The 17,689-nt window shown below is 48.4% G+C and carries 15 protein-coding genes and 1 tRNA gene; 11 read left to right on the forward strand and 5 right to left on the reverse strand.

What is annotated here, in order from left to right; all coding sequences use genetic code 11:
• The first annotated feature begins 28 nt into the window (after nt 1–28).
• The 7 genes from ACSBQN_RS00215 to ACSBQN_RS00245 all read left to right on the forward strand — a co-directional run bounded on the left by ACSBQN_RS00215 (nt 29) and on the right by ACSBQN_RS00245 (nt 7,699).
• Complete coding sequence (locus tag ACSBQN_RS00215) at nt 29–2,650, forward strand: fimbria/pilus outer membrane usher protein (protein WP_434991516.1); 2,622 nt, start codon at nt 29–31, stop codon at nt 2,648–2,650.
• A 22-nt stretch (nt 2,651–2,672) separates the two neighbouring features.
• Nucleotides 2,673–2,837, forward strand: a complete 165-nt coding sequence (locus tag ACSBQN_RS00220) for a hypothetical protein (RefSeq protein WP_434991517.1) — start codon at nt 2,673–2,675, stop codon at nt 2,835–2,837.
• A 311-nt stretch (nt 2,838–3,148) separates the two neighbouring features.
• Nucleotides 3,149–4,465, forward strand: coding sequence for a hypothetical protein (locus ACSBQN_RS00225; protein ID WP_434991519.1), 1,317 nt, complete (start codon nt 3,149–3,151; stop codon nt 4,463–4,465).
• A gap of 86 nt (nt 4,466–4,551) precedes the next feature.
• Nucleotides 4,552–5,877 carry an SPOR domain-containing protein gene (locus ACSBQN_RS00230; protein ID WP_434991520.1) on the forward strand — a complete coding sequence of 442 codons (1,326 nt, stop codon included), beginning with the start codon at nt 4,552–4,554 and terminating at the stop codon, nt 5,875–5,877.
• 196 nt (nt 5,878–6,073) lie between these two features.
• The gene (locus tag ACSBQN_RS00235) at nt 6,074–6,367 is read left to right on the forward strand and encodes a helix-turn-helix domain-containing protein (RefSeq protein WP_434991521.1); all 294 of its coding nucleotides are present in this window, start codon (nt 6,074–6,076) and stop codon (nt 6,365–6,367) included.
• A 224-nt stretch (nt 6,368–6,591) separates the two neighbouring features.
• A complete protein-coding gene (locus tag ACSBQN_RS00240) occupies nt 6,592–6,930 on the forward strand; it encodes a hypothetical protein (protein ID WP_434991522.1) in 339 nt (112 codons plus the stop codon).
• A gap of 406 nt (nt 6,931–7,336) precedes the next feature.
• On the forward strand, nt 7,337–7,699 hold the full coding sequence (locus tag ACSBQN_RS00245) for a hypothetical protein (RefSeq protein ID WP_434991523.1): 363 nt from the start codon (nt 7,337–7,339) through the stop codon (nt 7,697–7,699).
• Between the two features lie 747 nt (nt 7,700–8,446).
• On the opposite strand, the gene ACSBQN_RS00250 is transcribed toward ACSBQN_RS00245, so the two are convergent.
• The 5 genes from ACSBQN_RS00250 to aspA form a co-directional block, all read right to left on the reverse strand.
• Nucleotides 8,447–9,724, reverse strand: coding sequence for a tyrosine-type recombinase/integrase (locus ACSBQN_RS00250; protein ID WP_434991524.1), 1,278 nt, complete (start codon nt 9,722–9,724; stop codon nt 8,447–8,449).
• A gap of 195 nt (nt 9,725–9,919) precedes the next feature.
• A tRNA-Phe gene (locus ACSBQN_RS00255) sits at nt 9,920–9,995 on the reverse strand.
• 127 nt (nt 9,996–10,122) lie between these two features.
• Nucleotides 10,123–10,695: a division control transcriptional repressor DicD gene (gene dicD / locus ACSBQN_RS00260; RefSeq protein WP_024474445.1), complete on the reverse strand. Its 573-nt coding sequence runs from the start codon at nt 10,693–10,695 to the stop codon at nt 10,123–10,125.
• Nucleotides 10,696–10,810: 115 nt separating this feature from the next.
• On the reverse strand, nt 10,811–12,112 hold the full coding sequence (locus ACSBQN_RS00265; protein WP_024474446.1) for an anaerobic C4-dicarboxylate transporter: 1,302 nt from the start codon (nt 12,110–12,112) through the stop codon (nt 10,811–10,813).
• Nucleotides 12,113–12,227: 115 nt separating this feature from the next.
• Nucleotides 12,228–13,652 (reverse strand): aspartate ammonia-lyase, encoded by a 1,425-nt coding sequence (gene aspA / locus ACSBQN_RS00270; RefSeq protein WP_004234963.1) that lies wholly within the window; start codon nt 13,650–13,652, stop codon nt 12,228–12,230.
• Nucleotides 13,653–14,030: 378 nt separating this feature from the next.
• Here aspA and ACSBQN_RS00275 point away from each other — a divergent pair, with 378 nt between their 5' ends.
• From ACSBQN_RS00275 to ACSBQN_RS00290, 4 genes are all read left to right on the forward strand, one after another.
• Nucleotides 14,031–14,537, forward strand: coding sequence for an FxsA family protein (locus ACSBQN_RS00275; protein ID WP_024474447.1), 507 nt, complete (start codon nt 14,031–14,033; stop codon nt 14,535–14,537).
• 172 nt (nt 14,538–14,709) lie between these two features.
• Nucleotides 14,710–15,003, forward strand: a complete 294-nt coding sequence (locus ACSBQN_RS00280; protein ID WP_024474448.1) for a co-chaperone GroES — start codon at nt 14,710–14,712, stop codon at nt 15,001–15,003.
• Between the two features lie 64 nt (nt 15,004–15,067).
• Nucleotides 15,068–16,714: a chaperonin GroEL gene (gene groL, locus ACSBQN_RS00285; RefSeq protein WP_004234968.1), complete on the forward strand. Its 1,647-nt coding sequence runs from the start codon at nt 15,068–15,070 to the stop codon at nt 16,712–16,714.
• 161 nt (nt 16,715–16,875) lie between these two features.
• Nucleotides 16,876–17,616 carry a MurR/RpiR family transcriptional regulator gene (locus ACSBQN_RS00290; protein WP_024474449.1) on the forward strand — a complete coding sequence of 247 codons (741 nt, stop codon included), beginning with the start codon at nt 16,876–16,878 and terminating at the stop codon, nt 17,614–17,616.
• Nucleotides 17,617–17,689 lie beyond the last annotated feature (73 nt).

The raw sequence follows: 17,689 nt of genomic DNA on the forward strand, positions 1-17,689 counted from the left end.
TATTATCCGTATAATGAGTAGGTCTGTTATGAGAATATACAGTTGTCTGCCCGAAATACCTTTCAGGCATTATTTTCTGTACCCTCCGCTGGGGTTATGCCTTTTACTGGGTGTCAGTTCTGTCCGGGCCGGTGACTATTTTGACCCGGGATTCCTCGGCAGCGGGGAAGATAGTGCCCGGGTTGACCTGTCTGCCTTTTCTGAGGCCGGTGGCGTGGCGGCAGGAGAATATACTGTCTGGGTGTTTATTAATCAGCGTAATGCCGGGCAATATACTCTGAATTTCCGGAAAAATGCTCAGGGGCAGATAGCCCCCGTTCTGACACCGGCGCAATTAGAGACTCTGGGAGTCAATGTCAGACAGTTACCCGAAATGAAAGACCTGTCAGCAGAGACCCCGGTTGATAACCTCGGTGCGCTTATACCGCAGGCCTCAACCCGTCTGGATCTGGCTCAGCTGCGTCTGGATATCAGTGTACCTCAGGTGGCTATGCAACCGGAGATTCGCGGGACAGTTGACCCGGAGCAGTGGGAGGACGGGATTTCAGCGCTGACGGCCAACTATAACCTCAGTGCGGGACGTACCACGAACTCGGCACAAGGCCGGAACACACACAGCAATAACCTGTTTGCCACTGTGCGTGCCGGCGCTAATACCGGCCCGTGGCGGTTACGCAGTACGGTGACTCACACCAGGTTCGAATACAGCGGCGGTCATCAGTCTCAGACAACGCAAACCCGTACCCGTTTCTCCAATACGTACCTTTCCCGTGATATACGGCGTTTACGCTCTGCTTTACTGATGGGGGAAAGTAGCACCGGTAATGAAATTTTTGACAGTGTTCCCTTCCGCGGGGTGAAAATCAGCTCCAACGAACAGATGCTGCCGAGCCAGATGCGGGGCTATGCACCGGCTATCAGCGGAGTGGCTAACAGTAACGCCCGTGTCACTGTCCGTCAGAACGGTAATGTGGTGTATGAAACGTATGTGGCACCGGGGCCGTTTTATATTAATGATATCCAGCAGGCGGGTCTGTCGGGTGATTACGACGTCAGAGTGACGGAAGCTGACGGGACGGAACGGCAGTTTATTGTACCTTACTCTTCCCTTCCTGTGATGTTACGCCCGGGGGGCTGGAAATATGAGGTGACTGCCGGGCAGTACGACGGCAATCTGACCAGCGGCTCCCGCCGCGCTAATTTCATGCTGGCGACCGTCATTTACGGCCTGCCTGATGACATAACGCTGTATGGCGGGGCCCTGGCAGCCAGAGACTATCAGGCTCTCAATATCGGAACCGGGATATCGCTGGGAAGTATCGGGGCCCTGTCAGCAGATATGACACACTCATCTGCAAAATTCGACGATATGCCGACCAGTACAGGACAGTCTTACCGCCTGCGTTATTCCAAAAGTCTGCTTTCCACCGGGACATCTGTCGATTTGACGGCACTGCGTTATTCCACGCGGGACTATTATAATTTCAGTGAATTTAACAGCCGCGGGCACCAGCTGAATGACGGGATCAGCCCGTGGTTATTACAGCGCCGCCGCAGCAGTTTTCAGACACAAATCAGCCAGCAGATGAACGACTGGGGTACGCTGAATTTCCGGGCTAACCGCGACGATTACTGGGGGTCGGATAAGACGCTGACCGGATTGTCACTCGGTTACAGTAACAGCCTGAAAGGAGTGAGTTACGGGGTGAACTACAATATTGACCGGATGAAAGGTACCGGTGGCAGCTGGCCTGAAAATCGTCAGATATCCTTTAATGTCAGTATTCCGTTCAGTATTTTCGGTTACTCCCGTAATTTACAGTCAATGTATGCCACCACCTCAGTCACGCATGATAACTCGGGACGTACTCAGAACCAAGCCGGGCTGAGCGGCAGTCTGCTCGACGGTAAACTGTCTTACAGTGCGTCACAGAACTGGGGAAACCAGGGACAGAGCAGTAACAGTAATATGAATGTGGGTTATCAGGGCAGCAAGGGAAGTGTCAGCGGTGGTTACAGTTATAACAGCGATACACAAACGATAAATATGAATGCCAGCGGGGGCGTTCTTGTCCACTCCGAAGGGATTACGTTCTCCCGTGTGATGGGGGATTCGGTGGCATTAATCAGTGCTCCCGGCGCAGACGGTGTCAGAGTTAACGGCGGCTCGGCAGTTACTGACTGGCGGGGGTATGCCGTAGTTCCGTATCTGACGGATTATACCCGGAACAATGTGGGGATCGATCCCAGTTCCTTGCCTGAAGGGGTGGATATTACCCAGACAAATCTCAATGTGTACCCAACCAAAGGCGCCGTGGTCAAAACCAGGTTTGCGACCCAGGTGGGCTATCAGGTGCTGATGACGCTGAAACTCGGTACCGGTGTGGTTCCGTTCGGTGCTATTGCGGCATTTGAGGGGGAGGATAACAGTGAGACTAATGGCAGTATTGTGGGCGATGGCGGCCAGGTGTATCTGACAGGGTTACCGGAGAAAGGCATGCTGCGAGTGAAATGGGGAGAGACATCAGCGCATCAGTGCCGGGTCAGCTTTGATCTGACCGGCGTGAACACATCTCCGGAGATGCCGATACGACAGGTAACGTATACCTGTCAGGGAATGGCTGAAGAGGATAAAAAAAATGACGGGTAATAAAGTAAAACGGAGTGTGCCCGTGAAGACCCTCCCGCATTATGACAGCATCATTGATGCACAGCATTCAGGCCTGGTCCGGGCCTGGTTATGTGAGTTGCGTAAAACGGCTCCGGCAAATGCCGGTATCCGGGAGCGTCACCGCTGGCCATCATACCGGGAAACTTTTCTCAGACAGTTGCAGTAGGGTGATTACCGCTTATCTCCCATGTCGGTGGTCGGTCGCCGTCGCCGGACTATGGGGGCGGTGGAGCTGTCACACTGATATTAAGGATTATTACGGGGCGGCAAATAAAAATACGTTGTTATCCTGCCCCGGACAACACCTTGCCCGCCTTATATATCTGAATATATTAACTCAGTATATTCATTACAGTGTGGAAGACGGGGGGATTTACAGCCCAGGGTTATGTATTAAGCCCGCGGATGGGCACGTTGCATCTTCGGGCTGTTGATAACTTCTTTTCTCAACAAAAAAAATGCCATTATGGATATTATATGAACTATTTTATTATTTTAACCCACTCCTGCCGGAAGTTACGCAAGCTGGTGAAACGGCTCAGCAAATACCTTGTGTCATTAGGGTTTGAGAAATATCCGGGAAAAACATTTATTGGTAAGGTGAGGAAGGGTTTTGACTGGCTGGGTGCTCCCCGCGCACTGGCCAACCACCTCGAAAAGGTCCGACGGCTTTATGAGCAAACGCGTCGCTGGTCAAAAACGAAACAGACCAGACGTGTGTTGGATTACCGGAATCGATGGAAAATTTTGGTTGTCGCTCTTGCCTACATCCCGACGACCTACTGTGATGCAATCACAGTCGCGCCCGGAGACACTGTTCGTACGGACGGAACCTGGACCTATATTCCTGGCGTCCCTGCGTCCCCCCCCACCAAGATCACCCTTGCAGCGCAGACCCCCTACGGGTTCTTGATCAAAGCCGACGTCTCCACATGGCCGAACTGTGAATCCAAAGCGGTTTACCCCTTTTCCGTAACCAGCGACGGCTATTCCGGTATGACCATCGCCAACGATGTCGTACTAGGTCTTACTGGGACCGCCACCGGTCCGACCTCGCCGGATGACCGTACCTCCGTAGTCCTGGGCACGTGGTCTGAAAAAGGTGCCTACTCTACCGACTTCCCTAACTATGACCCCAGGTTCATATGGTGTGGTAGGCTGTTTGCCGCCAATACGACAGTGGTGGTCTACAATGATCCTGCTCAATTTGTAGGGTCCTGGTTCGTCCATGCAGGTCCGCTGGCTGCATTGGGCACTTACCCCAATAAACCCCTAGCCCTATCCCGTCTCGCGAGATCATTGGGTTCGGCCCCGAGTACGATCATCGTTCCCGCCGGCACAGTCACGGTCCAGCCTTCCACGTCGTGCACCGTCTCTTCGCCTGATCCTAATGTACAGTTCGGTGAAGTCCCGGCCCGGCCCGGGGAGGATACTCAAGTCCTTGCTGACTACCAAAGCTCGATCGGCGTGTCGTGTACTTCTATCCACCCGGGCGATGAGAACAATATCAAAATCTCGTTCTCCACGACTACTCCCGGCCGGTATACGGACACAGTGGCTCTGAACGACGCTGCGGGTACTGCGCTTGCAGAAATTAGGGGCGTTATGAAAGCGGGCCCCGGAACCTGTGACAACGATCCCGACCGAATCCAATTTGGTGCGGCCTATCAGTACCCCGTGGAGGCTAAGGAAGGTACCGTGCCTTTCCCTGTAACGTGGTACCTCTGCAGTAACGGGAGCAACGCCCGGGGTGAAGGTTCGGCTAAAGTCACCGCTACCCTGACCTGGCCGTAATGCACCAGAGGTACAATAGGTGCTTATACCTGTCGTACCTTTATATACTTATTTTTCTTTCACCATGATGTATGAAAAAATATTCTATGGAAAAGTCCGCTTTCAGGATCGCTGTCCCGGTACGCCGGTTATTTCTGGTATTGCTGATGTCCGGCGCACCTTTGTCCTTTCTTCATGCTGCAGCACCAGCCTCCGGGCCTGTTGTGTCGCGTGATGATGAGCTTATGTCAATGTATGACTATGGTGTCATGTATATTAACGGGGATGGTGTTACACAGGATACCGTGTCGGGCCGGTATTGGATAGCCCGTGCTGCTCAGCAGGGTTATCCATTGGCACAATACAGTCTGGGCATCATTTTTCAGGAGGGGATCGGTGGTGAGCGCAATACTGAGTGTGCTTATTACTGGCTTAAGGCCGCGGCTGAGGACTCCGGAGACGTAGGTAACCAGGCTCTGCAGGCACTGTCCCTTCTTGATATGACAACACGGTTACGCCCTAAAGTGTACCGGCCGCTTACGGAAGAGGATTGCGGATCGTTGTCAATTCCGGAACAGGTACCGGAAGCTCCGGATGAAATTCTCGTCACTGATATCACTGAACCTGTACCGGATACCCGTCTTAACGGCGGGACCGGAATGTTATCTGTATCAACCTCAGCCGGTATTACGGATAGTTCTTTATCATCATTACGTGCAGAAGGTGATCTGAAGGAGACACCAGACGCTATGCCGTACAGATACAGACAGCTTGCCAGTAGTACCGGTTCCGGATGTATATCTTTGTCGTTATTGAAGCAGAAATTAATCAATGCTCCTGCAATATTGCCTGTCGTTGAAGAATTACTGAAACGGATACAGGCATATATAGCTTCCGCAATGATGCTGCAGAGTGAGGTGGTCTCCGTGCGAGCCGTGTTATCCGGTCCTGCCTCTCAAAATATGGTGGCGGATATCCCGGGGGAACAACCTCCTGAGGAACAACACTCAGAGGAACAACACTCAGAGACCACCACCGCAGTTTCTGAACAGGAAGCGGACACACTGACGGCTGCATCATTGTTACCCGTCCGTGAAAAGACACCATCTCCACCGGATACTACCCTGAACCATAATCTCGGGGGGAATATTCAGACAGCACCGGGAGGTCATTTTACTCTGCAACTGAGTGGTGGGACAGTACCGGATGAGTTATATCGCCAGGCTCGTCGCCACAGACTGACTAACTATATGGTATATGAAACAGTCCGTAATAACCGGCAGTGGTATATTCTTGTCGCGGGTGAGTATGCCACGGTCCGGACGGCTAACCAGGCAATAAAAATGTTACCTGCAGAATTCCGGCGGAACGGCCCCTGGGCACGTCAGCTTAAACAGGTACAGGCAGAGATACAGACTGTACTCTATCAATAATTAAAACAGAGAAATCATTCAACAGAATTTCTTTGAAAGAAATACAGAAAAGTTTCCCGTACTTCAGGGCTCTTATTATCTGAGTGAAATTAATATTGATCTGTAGTCATAAATTCTGATTTTAAATGGGAGGTAAAGCCCAGGGGGAATTAAGTGTCTGTAATATTTTTTTAATTGCTAATAGGAATAAGGTGTGATGAATAGTATAACATTAATTGTTGGGCAGAAAATAAGAGCACTGAGAGTGGAACATGGTTTAACAACCCGGCAACTTGCAAATTTAATCGGCATGTCGCAACAACAAATGTCCCGCTATGAGCGGGGAGTCAATAATATCTGTGTGGAAACACTGTTTAAACTTAGTTTGATTTTTAAGATTAATATAGATTGTTTTTTTTCTGATGTACCTGTATATCCATATCTGTTTGAAGATACAGATTGTTATGATGATGCATCAGCTATGATTGATAGTTATTTTGATAAAATATAGTTATTTAGTTACCAGACCTTTTGTGAGGAGGTCCGGCAATATTTTTTGTGGTGTGTCATTGATAACTAAGAATATCCGGGACGGTCCTGCAGGAAAAATATTGTAACAGAGAGAAACAGAAAATAGGTGTTTCCACAGAGCGGGAGCTGAAACGACAATGGTATATATCACGTATTTATATATCTGGTGTAATCCTGTGATGTGATATCAGGCGAAGCCTTATAATGGCTGAAAAATTAAAAATTACAGGAATTGAAAATGCTGAAAAAATAATTATCTTTTCTCTTTGTTTGTCGGTATCGGTATCGGCGGGATGTGATTTTAAGAAGGCGACGCGTAATAAGATACTGGATGAAAAAGTAGGAGTTTCCGGTAAATGCAATGCCGGGGAAGCAGCTAAACAGCAAATACTCGACAGTACTGGTAAGCTGCTGAATACCGACACAAAAGAGATGCAACATCAGATAGAGGACAGCAGGGAACAGACTAAGGACAGAATTAATGAGATAAAGCCAATACAGAATGTCAGCATAAAGAAATCAGCAGGTACAGTTAAAAAATAATACCGGTTATTATTCTATGAAAAATTACATTCTATATTAACCAGATAGATGAGAGTCTGTTCAATATGACTGAAATAAGTGTGTCTGTAGGAAAAAAAGTCAGAGAGGCCCGCCGTAACCAATGTATCAGTATTACAGAGGCTGCACATTGTTTGGGGGTATCACCGCCTCAGATGTCCCGTTATGAAAGAGGCGTAAATCCGGTATGTACAGATACGACCTATCGGTTAAGTCTGTTGTTTGAATGCAGTATTACCGAGTTTTTTTCAGATTTTACCTGTAACAGTGATCCGGATAACAGTCCCCGCTATGACACTGCTACAATGATAGAGGATTATTTCAGTCAGAGGTAAACAATATCATGACGGTAGTGGTTTAATAAATTTGACCACATGACAAATGACACATGACACATGACACAAAAATTTTGCTTAACAAAAAATATTATTATGGACATTATATGAACTATTTTATTATTTTAACCCACTCCTGCCGGAAGTTACGCAAGCTGGTGAAACGACTCAGCGAATATCTTGTGTCATTAGGGGTTGAGAAACATCCGGGAAAAACATTTATTGGTAAGGTGAGGAAGGGCTTTGACTGGCTGGGTGCTCCCCGCGCACTGGCCAGCCACCCCGAAAAGGTCCGGCGGCTTTATGAACAAACGCGTCGCTGGTCCAAAACGAAACAGACCAGACATGTGTCGAATAACCGGAATCGATGGCGTATGTGGTCCTTTGTCCTGTGCAGCGTCACCCCAACCGTTTGAGCTATCAACATCGAACCTGTCCAGACGCTTGAATTTCCAGCCACCCTTTTCTCCGTAGAGGGCACCGGCTCGGGGGCATACATGGGTACCGACAACGCCACGGGTGACGCGGGTGTAATAAGTAGGGTGCAGGGCCTGGGTGGCACACTGTGGAGTAATTTTATGATTTCGACCACATGTAGGACTGAGAGAAATAACCACCGTCATTATATAGCTAATCAGTAAAACCTCGACCTGTAACACCCAGAGGGGAAAAGCTATAAAATTTGCACTATCTATTATTCAGCGATACTGTTTAAACATCTAAAAAGGGAATTATGAAAAGCATCATACTGTTGCTAATCATTTGTTATATCAATGGTATCCAGCCTAGTGCTGGTGTAAGTATCTCGGAAAAAAGTCCCATTCACTTTCAGAGATCATTATCCATACAGCTAAAATACCTTACATATTTTATAATATAAAAAATAAAACACATCGCTATAGCCATCCTTACGCCCAGGCGTAAGGATGGCTATTAAGAATTACTTAAAATTCACATTAACAACATTATCCAAGCTTCCCTCCAATTCCTCCATATGGTCTGCATACCACTGCATCCATCCAAACACTGATATGCCTATTCGTGCCACGCCTCGCGTTCCTATCGATATGCGCGAGCTAAGTTTCAATCCAGGCAGAGTTATAGACCTTCTCATGCAAAATCGTGCTCGTCGCGTGGTGAAAAACTCTTGTACGCACTACGAATCAATTCTGTTTATTGATATCCATTGGGTTATTTACTTTTGCATAATCAAAAGGGGAAATGGTTTGCTCTCTGTTAGCATCCAGGAAATCAGCCCACCATTGCAGCATCAGTCTGCGTTCTTCAAGAAACTCCGCTTTGTGAATATAAGCTGCACGTACGCCATTACGTTCCTGGTGACTCATCTGGCGTTCTACCGCATCTCTTGACCATAATCCTGATTCGATCAATGAACTGCAGGCCATAGCTCTGAAACCGTGACCACAAACATCAACTTTCGTATCGTATCCCATAAGTCGTAATGCATTATTTACTGTATTTTCACTCATCGGTTTCCAGGGGGTGTGATCACCTGTGAAGATCAATTCATGTTCACCGCTGATAGTGTGGATTACCCGCAGAATATCCAGTGCCTGAGTAGAGAGTGGCACCAGATGCTCTGTACGCATTTTTGAACCACGATGAGAGAATTTTACGCCTTTAATTGGTTCCCGTTCCGGAGGGATAGTCCACATAGCTTTTTCGAAATCTATCTCAGGCCAGCGGGCAAAGCGAAATTCACTGGAGCGGATAAATATCAGCAAAGAAAGTTGTGTTGCCAATCTGGTCATGATTTGCCCCCGGTAAGTATCAATACGTTCCAGCAACTCAGATATCCGACTCAGTGGCAATGCAGGTCTGTGCTGCCGTTTAACCGTGGCCAGCGCCCCCGCCATATCGGTAGCGGGATTATAATCAATGATCCCAGACTGTGCGGCATATCGCATGATAGCTGAGATTCTTTGCTGAAGGCGGGCTGCTACTTCATAAATCTCTTTTGCTTCAGCAGCTTTAACCGGAATGAGTAAATCAGGTGTTTTCAGTGATGTAATATCCCGTGAACCAATATAAGGAAAAACATGCGTCTGAAGGCTTTTCCATGTTTTTTCCCTGTGGGATTCTGACCAGGTTTTGTTGCTTTTATGCCAAAGTCCGGCAATAGCTTCAAAGCTTTGTGAAGCGTCTGGTAAAGCTTTCTTTATCCGTTTCTGTTCACAAGGGTCGATACCCTCAGCAATCTGCTTACGTGCACTGTCTCTTTTATCACGTGCGTCAGAAAGGGATAATTCAGGATAAATTCCCAGAGCCAATGTTTTTTCTTTTCCCTGAAAGCGGTAACGGAGTCGCCAGTAACGTGAGCCGTTGGGATGAACAAGTAAAAACATGTTGCCGGAATCAGCAAGTTTATAGGGTTTTTCTTGTGGTTTTGCAGCCCGAATCTTAGCGTCAGTAAGTGCCATAAAAGGGGTCTCCGGAAGACGAGAGGGTACAAATTCCTGTCGAATCAGGGTATACCCTCATTTGTACCCGCGCAAGTGACTTGATGCGGGTAGAATTTGGTTGAGTTGGGTTGAATGAAGAACTACGGAGAAGTAGATATCTGGCGGGCTTTATAAACGAAAACGGACCTCCGTAGAGGTCCGTTGACATGAATTTGGTGCCCGGACTCGGAATCGAACCAAGGACACGGGGATTTTCAATCCCCTGCTCTACCGACTGAGCTATCCGGGCAACGGGGCGCATTAAACCGTATTCCGTGGTTTGCGTCAATGCCTTTCTGTCAAAAAACCATAAAAAAAGTGTGAGTGTGCTCTTTTTATGCAGAATACGGACGCAATTTATGCATGTGGTGAATAAATCAGCTGAGTGCGCCGTTTTTACGGCAGCGGGCGATAGTCAGCACATCTTCTGCCAGCCGCCGGGCGGTGGCGATATCATCGGTACTGCGGGATATCAGCAGTTTGCTCAGGCATCCTTCCAGAATCAGTTCCAGCTGACGGGCCACCATATCACAATCATCAATATCCAGCTCTCTGAGCAGCTCAGTGGTGAATGCAAAGGCACTTTGTTTCTGCTGGCGGGATAACTGATGGATAGGGTGATCCGCATCAGGAAATGCGCTGCTGGCCGCGATAAACAGACACCCCGGAAAACGGTTTTCGCGGACCCGTTCCGCCAGTGCCGTGTAACGGGCAAGCAGTTTATCTTCACAGGACAGAGACTCATCCAGCAGAACGCGGCGCTGCCAGATGTCAATCTGATTACCGTGGTAACGCAGGCAGTCGTAGAGCAGGTCATTACGGGTCGGCCAGAAAATCCGCAGGCGTTCGGGATCAATATCCAGGTTATCGTTGAGGGTGGCTTCAGACATCAGAAGGCCGTGGTTTTCCAGCAGACTCAGTGCCTGATTGAGGACGTCTTCACGTTGCACAGCAGGTTCTCCCTGATAAAGGCATATGATCCAGAATAACGTGAGTGCTGATGAAAGGCGAGAGACGCGGGAAAATAAAATCCGCCCGGGAGGGCGGATTTATCAGTGTAGGGAATTACAGAACGACACTGCCGATCAGGAAGCCGAAGCAGACCGACAGTGCGACACCAATGGTGCCCGGGATAAAGAACGGGTGGTTGAAGACCAGTTTGCCGATACGGGTGGTCCCGGTGTCATCCATCTGAACCGCCGCGACCAGTGTCGGGTAGGTCGGCAGGATAAACAGACCGGAAACCGCAGAGAAAGAGGCAATGGCAGTCAGTGGTGTGACACCCAGCGCCAGTGCCATCGGCATCAGCGCTTTGGCGGTGGCTGCCTGTGAATAGAGCAGGGCAGAACAAAAGAAGAAAATAACTGCCAGCAGCCACGGATGCTGCGTGATTAAATCACCGGCAGTCAGTTTGATCCACTCCAGGTTAGCCTGAACGAAAGTATCGCCCAGCCACGCCACACCCAGGATACAGATACAGGCGCTCATCCCGGCTTTAAAGGTGCTGGAGTTCAGGATGATATCCGTCTCTACCTTGCATATCAGGGTAATAAGTGTCGCGACACTGAGCATGATAATCAGAATGGCGTTGGTGGTGGACATAATCGGTTCAGACAACAGCCCGACACTCTTACTGTTGACAACCGCAAAGACCACAACGGACAGGACACCGAGCAGGAACAGGAGAACAGACAGTTTGGCAGCCGGTTTGATGGCGGCTTTTTCACTGCGGTTCAGTTCCACCACGCCTTCAGCAAGGCGTTTCTTAAAGACCGGGTCATCGGCGAGTCTGTCATCAAACAGCCAGGACACAATAAAGGACATCAGGATGATCGCGACAAAGGTGGATGGCAGCAGGATCATCAGCAGATGCAGGTAACTGACGCCCATCGGCTCCATGACCGATGACATATACACCACCGCCGCTGAAATCGGTGATGCGGTGATCCCTATCTGCGCGGCCACAACAGCGGTGGAAAGCGGACGGGAAGGTTTAATCCCCTGTTCTTTGGCAACTTCGGTGATCACCGGCAGGGTAGCCAGTGAAATATTACCGGTACCGGCAAACAGTGTCAGAAAATAGGTGACGATCGGGGCGAGGATGGTGATATAGCGCGGATTGCGGCGCAGCAGTTTTTCAGTCTGCTGAACCAGATAATCCAGCCCGCCCGCGACCTGCATGGCAGAGATTGCAGCGATAACAGCCATTATAATGGAGATAACGTCGAACGGGATGCTGCCCGGTTTCACGCCGATGGCGGCGAGGGCGAGAACCCCCAGTCCGCCGGCAAAACCGATACCTATCCCTCCGAGGCGCGCCCCGAGATAAATGGCCAGCAGTACGATAATAAATTCGATGGCTAGCATAAGTGCTCCTGTAAAATCCCGTAGAAAAATGTTAAATTTTTGTAGTAGGGTAATAAAAAAGCACGTTACCTTGCGATGACGTGCTTTTGTGTTCTATGTATTTCTTATTATTATATTAGTCATCAAAGCGTTTTGCTTTATAGGCCGGATTCTTTAAGTTCTCAATTGAGAAAATATCATCCAGCTCAGCTTCTGTCAGAAGACCGCGCTCCAGAACCACTTCGCGCACACTCTTGCCGGTTTCCGCACAAATCTTACCGACGATATCCCCGTTATGGTGACCGATGAACGGGTTCAGGTAAGTCACGATACCGATAGAGTTGAACACATACGCTTCACAAATTTCTTTGTTGGCGGTAATACCGGAAACGCATTTCTCACCCAGGTTGCGGCAGGCGTTGCTCAGCAGAGAAATAGATTCAAACATCGCCTGGCCGATAGCCGGTTCCATCACGTTCAGCTGTAACTGACCCGCTTCGGCGGCCATGGTGACGCAGACGTCGTTACCGATGACTTTGAAACACGCCTGGTTTACCACTTCCGGAATCACCGGGTTCACTTTTGCCGGCATGATAGAAGAACCCGCCTGCATTTCCGGCAGATTGATCTCTTTGAGACCCGCACGCGGACCGGAGGAGAGCAGACGCAGGTCATTACAGATTTTGGAGAGCTTCATAGCCAGGCGTTTCAGTGCACTGTGCAGCATCACGTAAGCACCGCAGTCAGAGGTTGCTTCGATCAGATCTTCTGCCGGCACACACGGCAGACCGGTCACTTCCGCCAGTTTTTCCACCGCCAGTTTCTGATAGCCCGGTGCGGTGTTCAGCCCGGTACCAATCGCGGTGGCACCCAGGTTCACTTCCAGCACCAGTTGTGCAGAGTGGTGCAGGTTTTTGACTTCTTCTTTCATCAGGATGGCAAAGGCGTGAAATTCCTGGCCTAATGTCATCGGAACCGCATCCTGTAACTGGGTGCGACCCATTTTCAGGATGTCTTTGAATTCATTTGCTTTGGTATCAAATACGCCTTTCAGATACTCAACGGATTTAATCAGCTGGGTAATTGAATTATAGACGGCGATACGGAAGCCGGTCGGGTAAGCGTCGTTAGTGGACTGGGCTTTGTTCAGGTGATCATTCGGGTTGAGGAACTCATATTCCCCTTTTTTGTGGCCCATCAGTTCCAGGCCGATATTTGCCAGCACTTCGTTTGTGTTCATATTCAGTGAGGTACCGGCACCACCCTGGAAAACATCCACAGGGAACTGATCCATACATTTACCGTGGATCAGGACTTCATCGCAGGCTTTGATGATGGTATCCGCAATCGCACGCGGAATAGTGTGTAGTTCTTTATTCGCCATGGCAGCGGCTTTTTTCACCATCACCATGCCACGGATAAATTCCGGGACATCATTGATTGTACGGTCGCTGATATAGAAATTTTCGATAGCCCGCAGTGTATGGACACCATAATACACATCGTCCGGTACTTCGCGTTTACCCAGCAGGTCTTCTTCGATACGAAAATTATTTGACATGAGAACCTTCTTTGATTGAATGGTTGTCTTACTTAATAGTAAAGACAGCAATTATATTATTTTGTCCGATATTAATAGAGAGTATCACTTAGTTTATTGCATTCTCAGTGATGATATTCTGTATTTGCGTTGAATCCTTTTAGCCAGATCACTTATTAACTGAAATGTTTGCACTATTATCACTCTTATGTGCGATAAATCACAAATATCATGTGCGATTCCGGCACATGCTGCGCTTGAAAACGTCTGAAATGACCCCATCATTATGAACATGCATGACTAAAAATCGAATTTACAGCGCGTCTCTTAGAAGTAGTTCACAAAGGCTGACAAAGGGGCGGTTTTTTACATCACAGTGCACCACATAAGGAAGACGTTATGCGTTGGTTACCCCTTATCCTCATTTGTCTGCTGATCTATATTGAGGCGGTCATTTTTGTTCACGTGGCATCCGCCATCGGTGTGTTTATGACACTGGTGCTGGTGGTGCTGACATCCTGTCTCGGCGTATCTCTGGTGCGCAATCAGGGAATGCGTAATCTGAGTCTGATTCAGCAGAAAATTCAGGCGGGTGAGAGTCCTGCGGCAGAGATGATCAAAAGCGTCTCTCTGGTGCTGGCCGGGATCCTGCTGGTTCTGCCGGGCTTTTTCACCGATTTCTTAGGGTTGCTGCTGTTGCTGCCGCCGGTACAGAAACTGCTGGTGTCCCGTGTGCTGCCGTTTATCCGCGTGTATCAGCCGCGGACGAACCCGTTCGCCGGCAATGCGGCAAACCGTGGGAATGTGTACGAAGGGGAGTTTGAGCGCCGTGGTGATACATCATCACAGCGGCTCAACCAGTCACCGACGTCGCACAACGATGATAATCCGCAGGATAAACCCTGATATCTGAACAGTTTGGACAGAGACCGTGAAATTTCGTATTTTTTTCATCTCTGCCCCCTTGAACTTGTCCGGAACTGACCCCATCTGCTCAAACATGGCAATGGTATTAGTATCCGGCCTGAACCTTTAATCCACGTTATTTGATACGGATTTTTTTACAGGAGATCTATCAATGAAAATTCGTCCTTTGCACGACCGTGTTATTGTTAAGCGTAAAGAAGTTGAAGCGAAATCAGCGGGCGGGATCGTCCTGACCGGTACAGCGGCAGGTAAATCGACCCGTGGTGAAGTGCTGGCAACAGGTAACGGTCGCATCCTGGAAAACGGCGAAATGAAACCACTCGACGTTAAAGTCGGTGATATCGTGATTTTCAATGATGGCTACGGCGTAAAAGCTGAAAAAATTGATAATGAAGAAGTGCTGATTATGTCTGAAAGCGACATCCTGGCGATTGTCGAAGCATAATTACACCGTACTGGTTGTACTCAGATCTTCTTAAACCATAAAAGCATTCGAAGGAATAGAAATAATGGCAGCTAAAGACGTAAAATTCGGTAACGACGCCCGTGTTAAAATGCTCCGTGGTGTCAATGTTCTGGCAGACGCAGTAAAAGTTACTTTAGGTCCGAAAGGCCGTAACGTGGTGTTAGACAAATCATTCGGCGCACCGGTTATCACTAAAGATGGTGTGTCTGTTGCGCGTGAAATCGAGCTGGACGACAAGTTCGAAAACATGGGTGCACAGATGGTGAAAGAAGTTGCCTCCAAAGCGAACGACGCTGCGGGCGACGGTACCACCACTGCAACCGTACTGGCTCAGTCTATCATCACTGAAGGCCTGAAAGCCGTTGCTGCGGGCATGAACCCGATGGATCTGAAACGCGGTATCGATAAAGCCGTTGTTGCAGCCGTTGAAGAACTGAAAAAACTGTCTGCACCATGCTCTGACACCACTGCAATCGCGCAGGTAGGTACTATCTCTGCAAACTCCGATGAAACCGTCGGTAAACTGATTGCGGAAGCGATGGATAAAGTCGGCAAAGAAGGCGTTATCACTGTCGAAGAAGGCACCGGCCTGGAAGACGAACTGGATGTTGTTGAAGGTATGCAGTTCGACCGCGGTTACCTCTCCCCGTATTTCATCAACAAACCGGAAACCGGTTCTGTTGAATTAGAAAACCCGTACATCCTGCTGGTTGACAAAAAAATCTCCAACATCCGTGAACTGCTGCCGGTTCTGGAAGGCGTTGCCAAAGCAAGCAAACCGCTGATGATCATCGCGGAAGATGTTGAAGGTGAAGCACTGGCAACACTGGTGGTTAACACCATGCGCGGTATCGTGAAAGTGGCTGCGGTGAAAGCACCGGGCTTCGGCGACCGCCGTAAAGCGATGCTGCAGGATATCGCAACCCTGACCAACGGTACTGTTATCTCTGAAGAGATCGGTATGGAGCTGGAAAAAGCAACTCTGGAAGACCTGGGTCAGGCAAAACGTATTGTTATCAACAAAGATACCACCACTATCATTGATGGTGTGGGTGACGAAGAGACTATCGCAGCACGCGTTGGTCAGATCCGTCAGCAGATCGAAGATTCAACCTCAGATTACGACCGTGAAAAACTGCAGGAGCGCGTAGCGAAACTGGCAGGCGGTGTTGCTGTTATCAAAGTCGGTGCGGCAACTGAAGTTGAAATGAAAGAAAAACGCGCCCGTGTTGACGATGCTCTGCACGCAACCCGCGCAGCCGTTGAAGAAGGTGTGGTTGCCGGCGGCGGTACTGCATTAGTCCGCGTTGCGGCTGCTCTGACTGCCCTGACCGGTGATAACGAAGATCAGAACGTGGGTATCCGTGTTGCGCTGCGCGCAATGGAAGCACCTATGCGTCAGATCGTTGAAAACGCAGGTGAAGAACCATCTGTTGTTGTTAACACCGTGAAAGGCGGCAAAGGTAACTACGGTTACAACGCAGCAACCGAAGAATACGGCGACATGATCGCAATGGGTATCCTGGATCCGACTAAAGTAACCCGTTCTGCTCTGCAGTTCGCCGGTTCTATCGCGGGTCTGATGATCACCACTGAAGCGATGATCACTGAACTGCCTAAAGACGACAAAATGGATTTAGGTGCAGCTGGTGGTATGGGCGGCATGGGCGGTATGGGCGGCATGATGTAATCATGTAGTCTGACTGCAATTGTTTGCTGAAAAAGCCCGTAACCTGATTGGTTACGGGTTTTTTTTGTCTGGCCGGTTTGTATTTTATAATATCCCACTGTTTATCATCATTATGAGGTATTATTGAGAGATACCGCTGCTGAAATGGGGGAGTGCCGGATATGCTGGATTTTCTGAAGAATTACGACAACTTAACCGTCAGTGAGAAGAAAGTATTAAAATATCTTACGGAAAATATTGCCGATATTCCCTGGTTAAATATTAATGAATTAGTCGCCAAAACGTTTGTTTCCAAAACGGTGATTATCAATTTATCTCAGAAATTAGGTTTCAGCGGGTTTAAAGAACTTAAATTTCAGATTAACAATCATATCCTCTCACAAAATAAAGCAGAGAAAAAAGCACCGGCATCCTATAAAAAGCAGCTCGAGAATAATATTCATAAGACCTTCACACTGATTAATGAAGATCAGATCCGCGATTGTGCAAAAACATTGCACGGTTCACGGAATATCTTTCTGGTGGCACGGGGAACCAGCAAGGCGGTCGGTTACTATCTGGAGCATTTATTATTTTCGCTGGGACTGCACTGCTTTTTTATTAATGATTATAACCTTTCTGATTCCTTTACCCGCCTTGTCAGCAAAGATGACACCGTGATTTTTATCTCCCTCTCCGGCGGAACCAAAAAGATCATTGAAACCGCCAAAATCGTCCAGCTGAAAGATGCCCATATCATCAGTATGACCGCCTTCCACACGAATGAACTGACCACATACGCAAATAACACACTCTTTTGCTTCTCTGACAGTTATGACACCAAACGGGATGACTCAAAGTCCAGAACAGGATTTTTTATCCTGGTGGATTTATTAATTAATGAGCTGGAAAGTTTACTGTAAATAAATAAACTCATTATTTAGCTTAAGTTGAATTGAATGCTTTTTGTTCAATAATTCCTGCTTTTTTTAAAAT

This window comes from Morganella sp. B601, from assembly GCF_051172335.1.
In the GTDB taxonomy this organism is placed as follows: domain Bacteria; phylum Pseudomonadota; class Gammaproteobacteria; order Enterobacterales; family Enterobacteriaceae; genus Morganella; species Morganella morganii.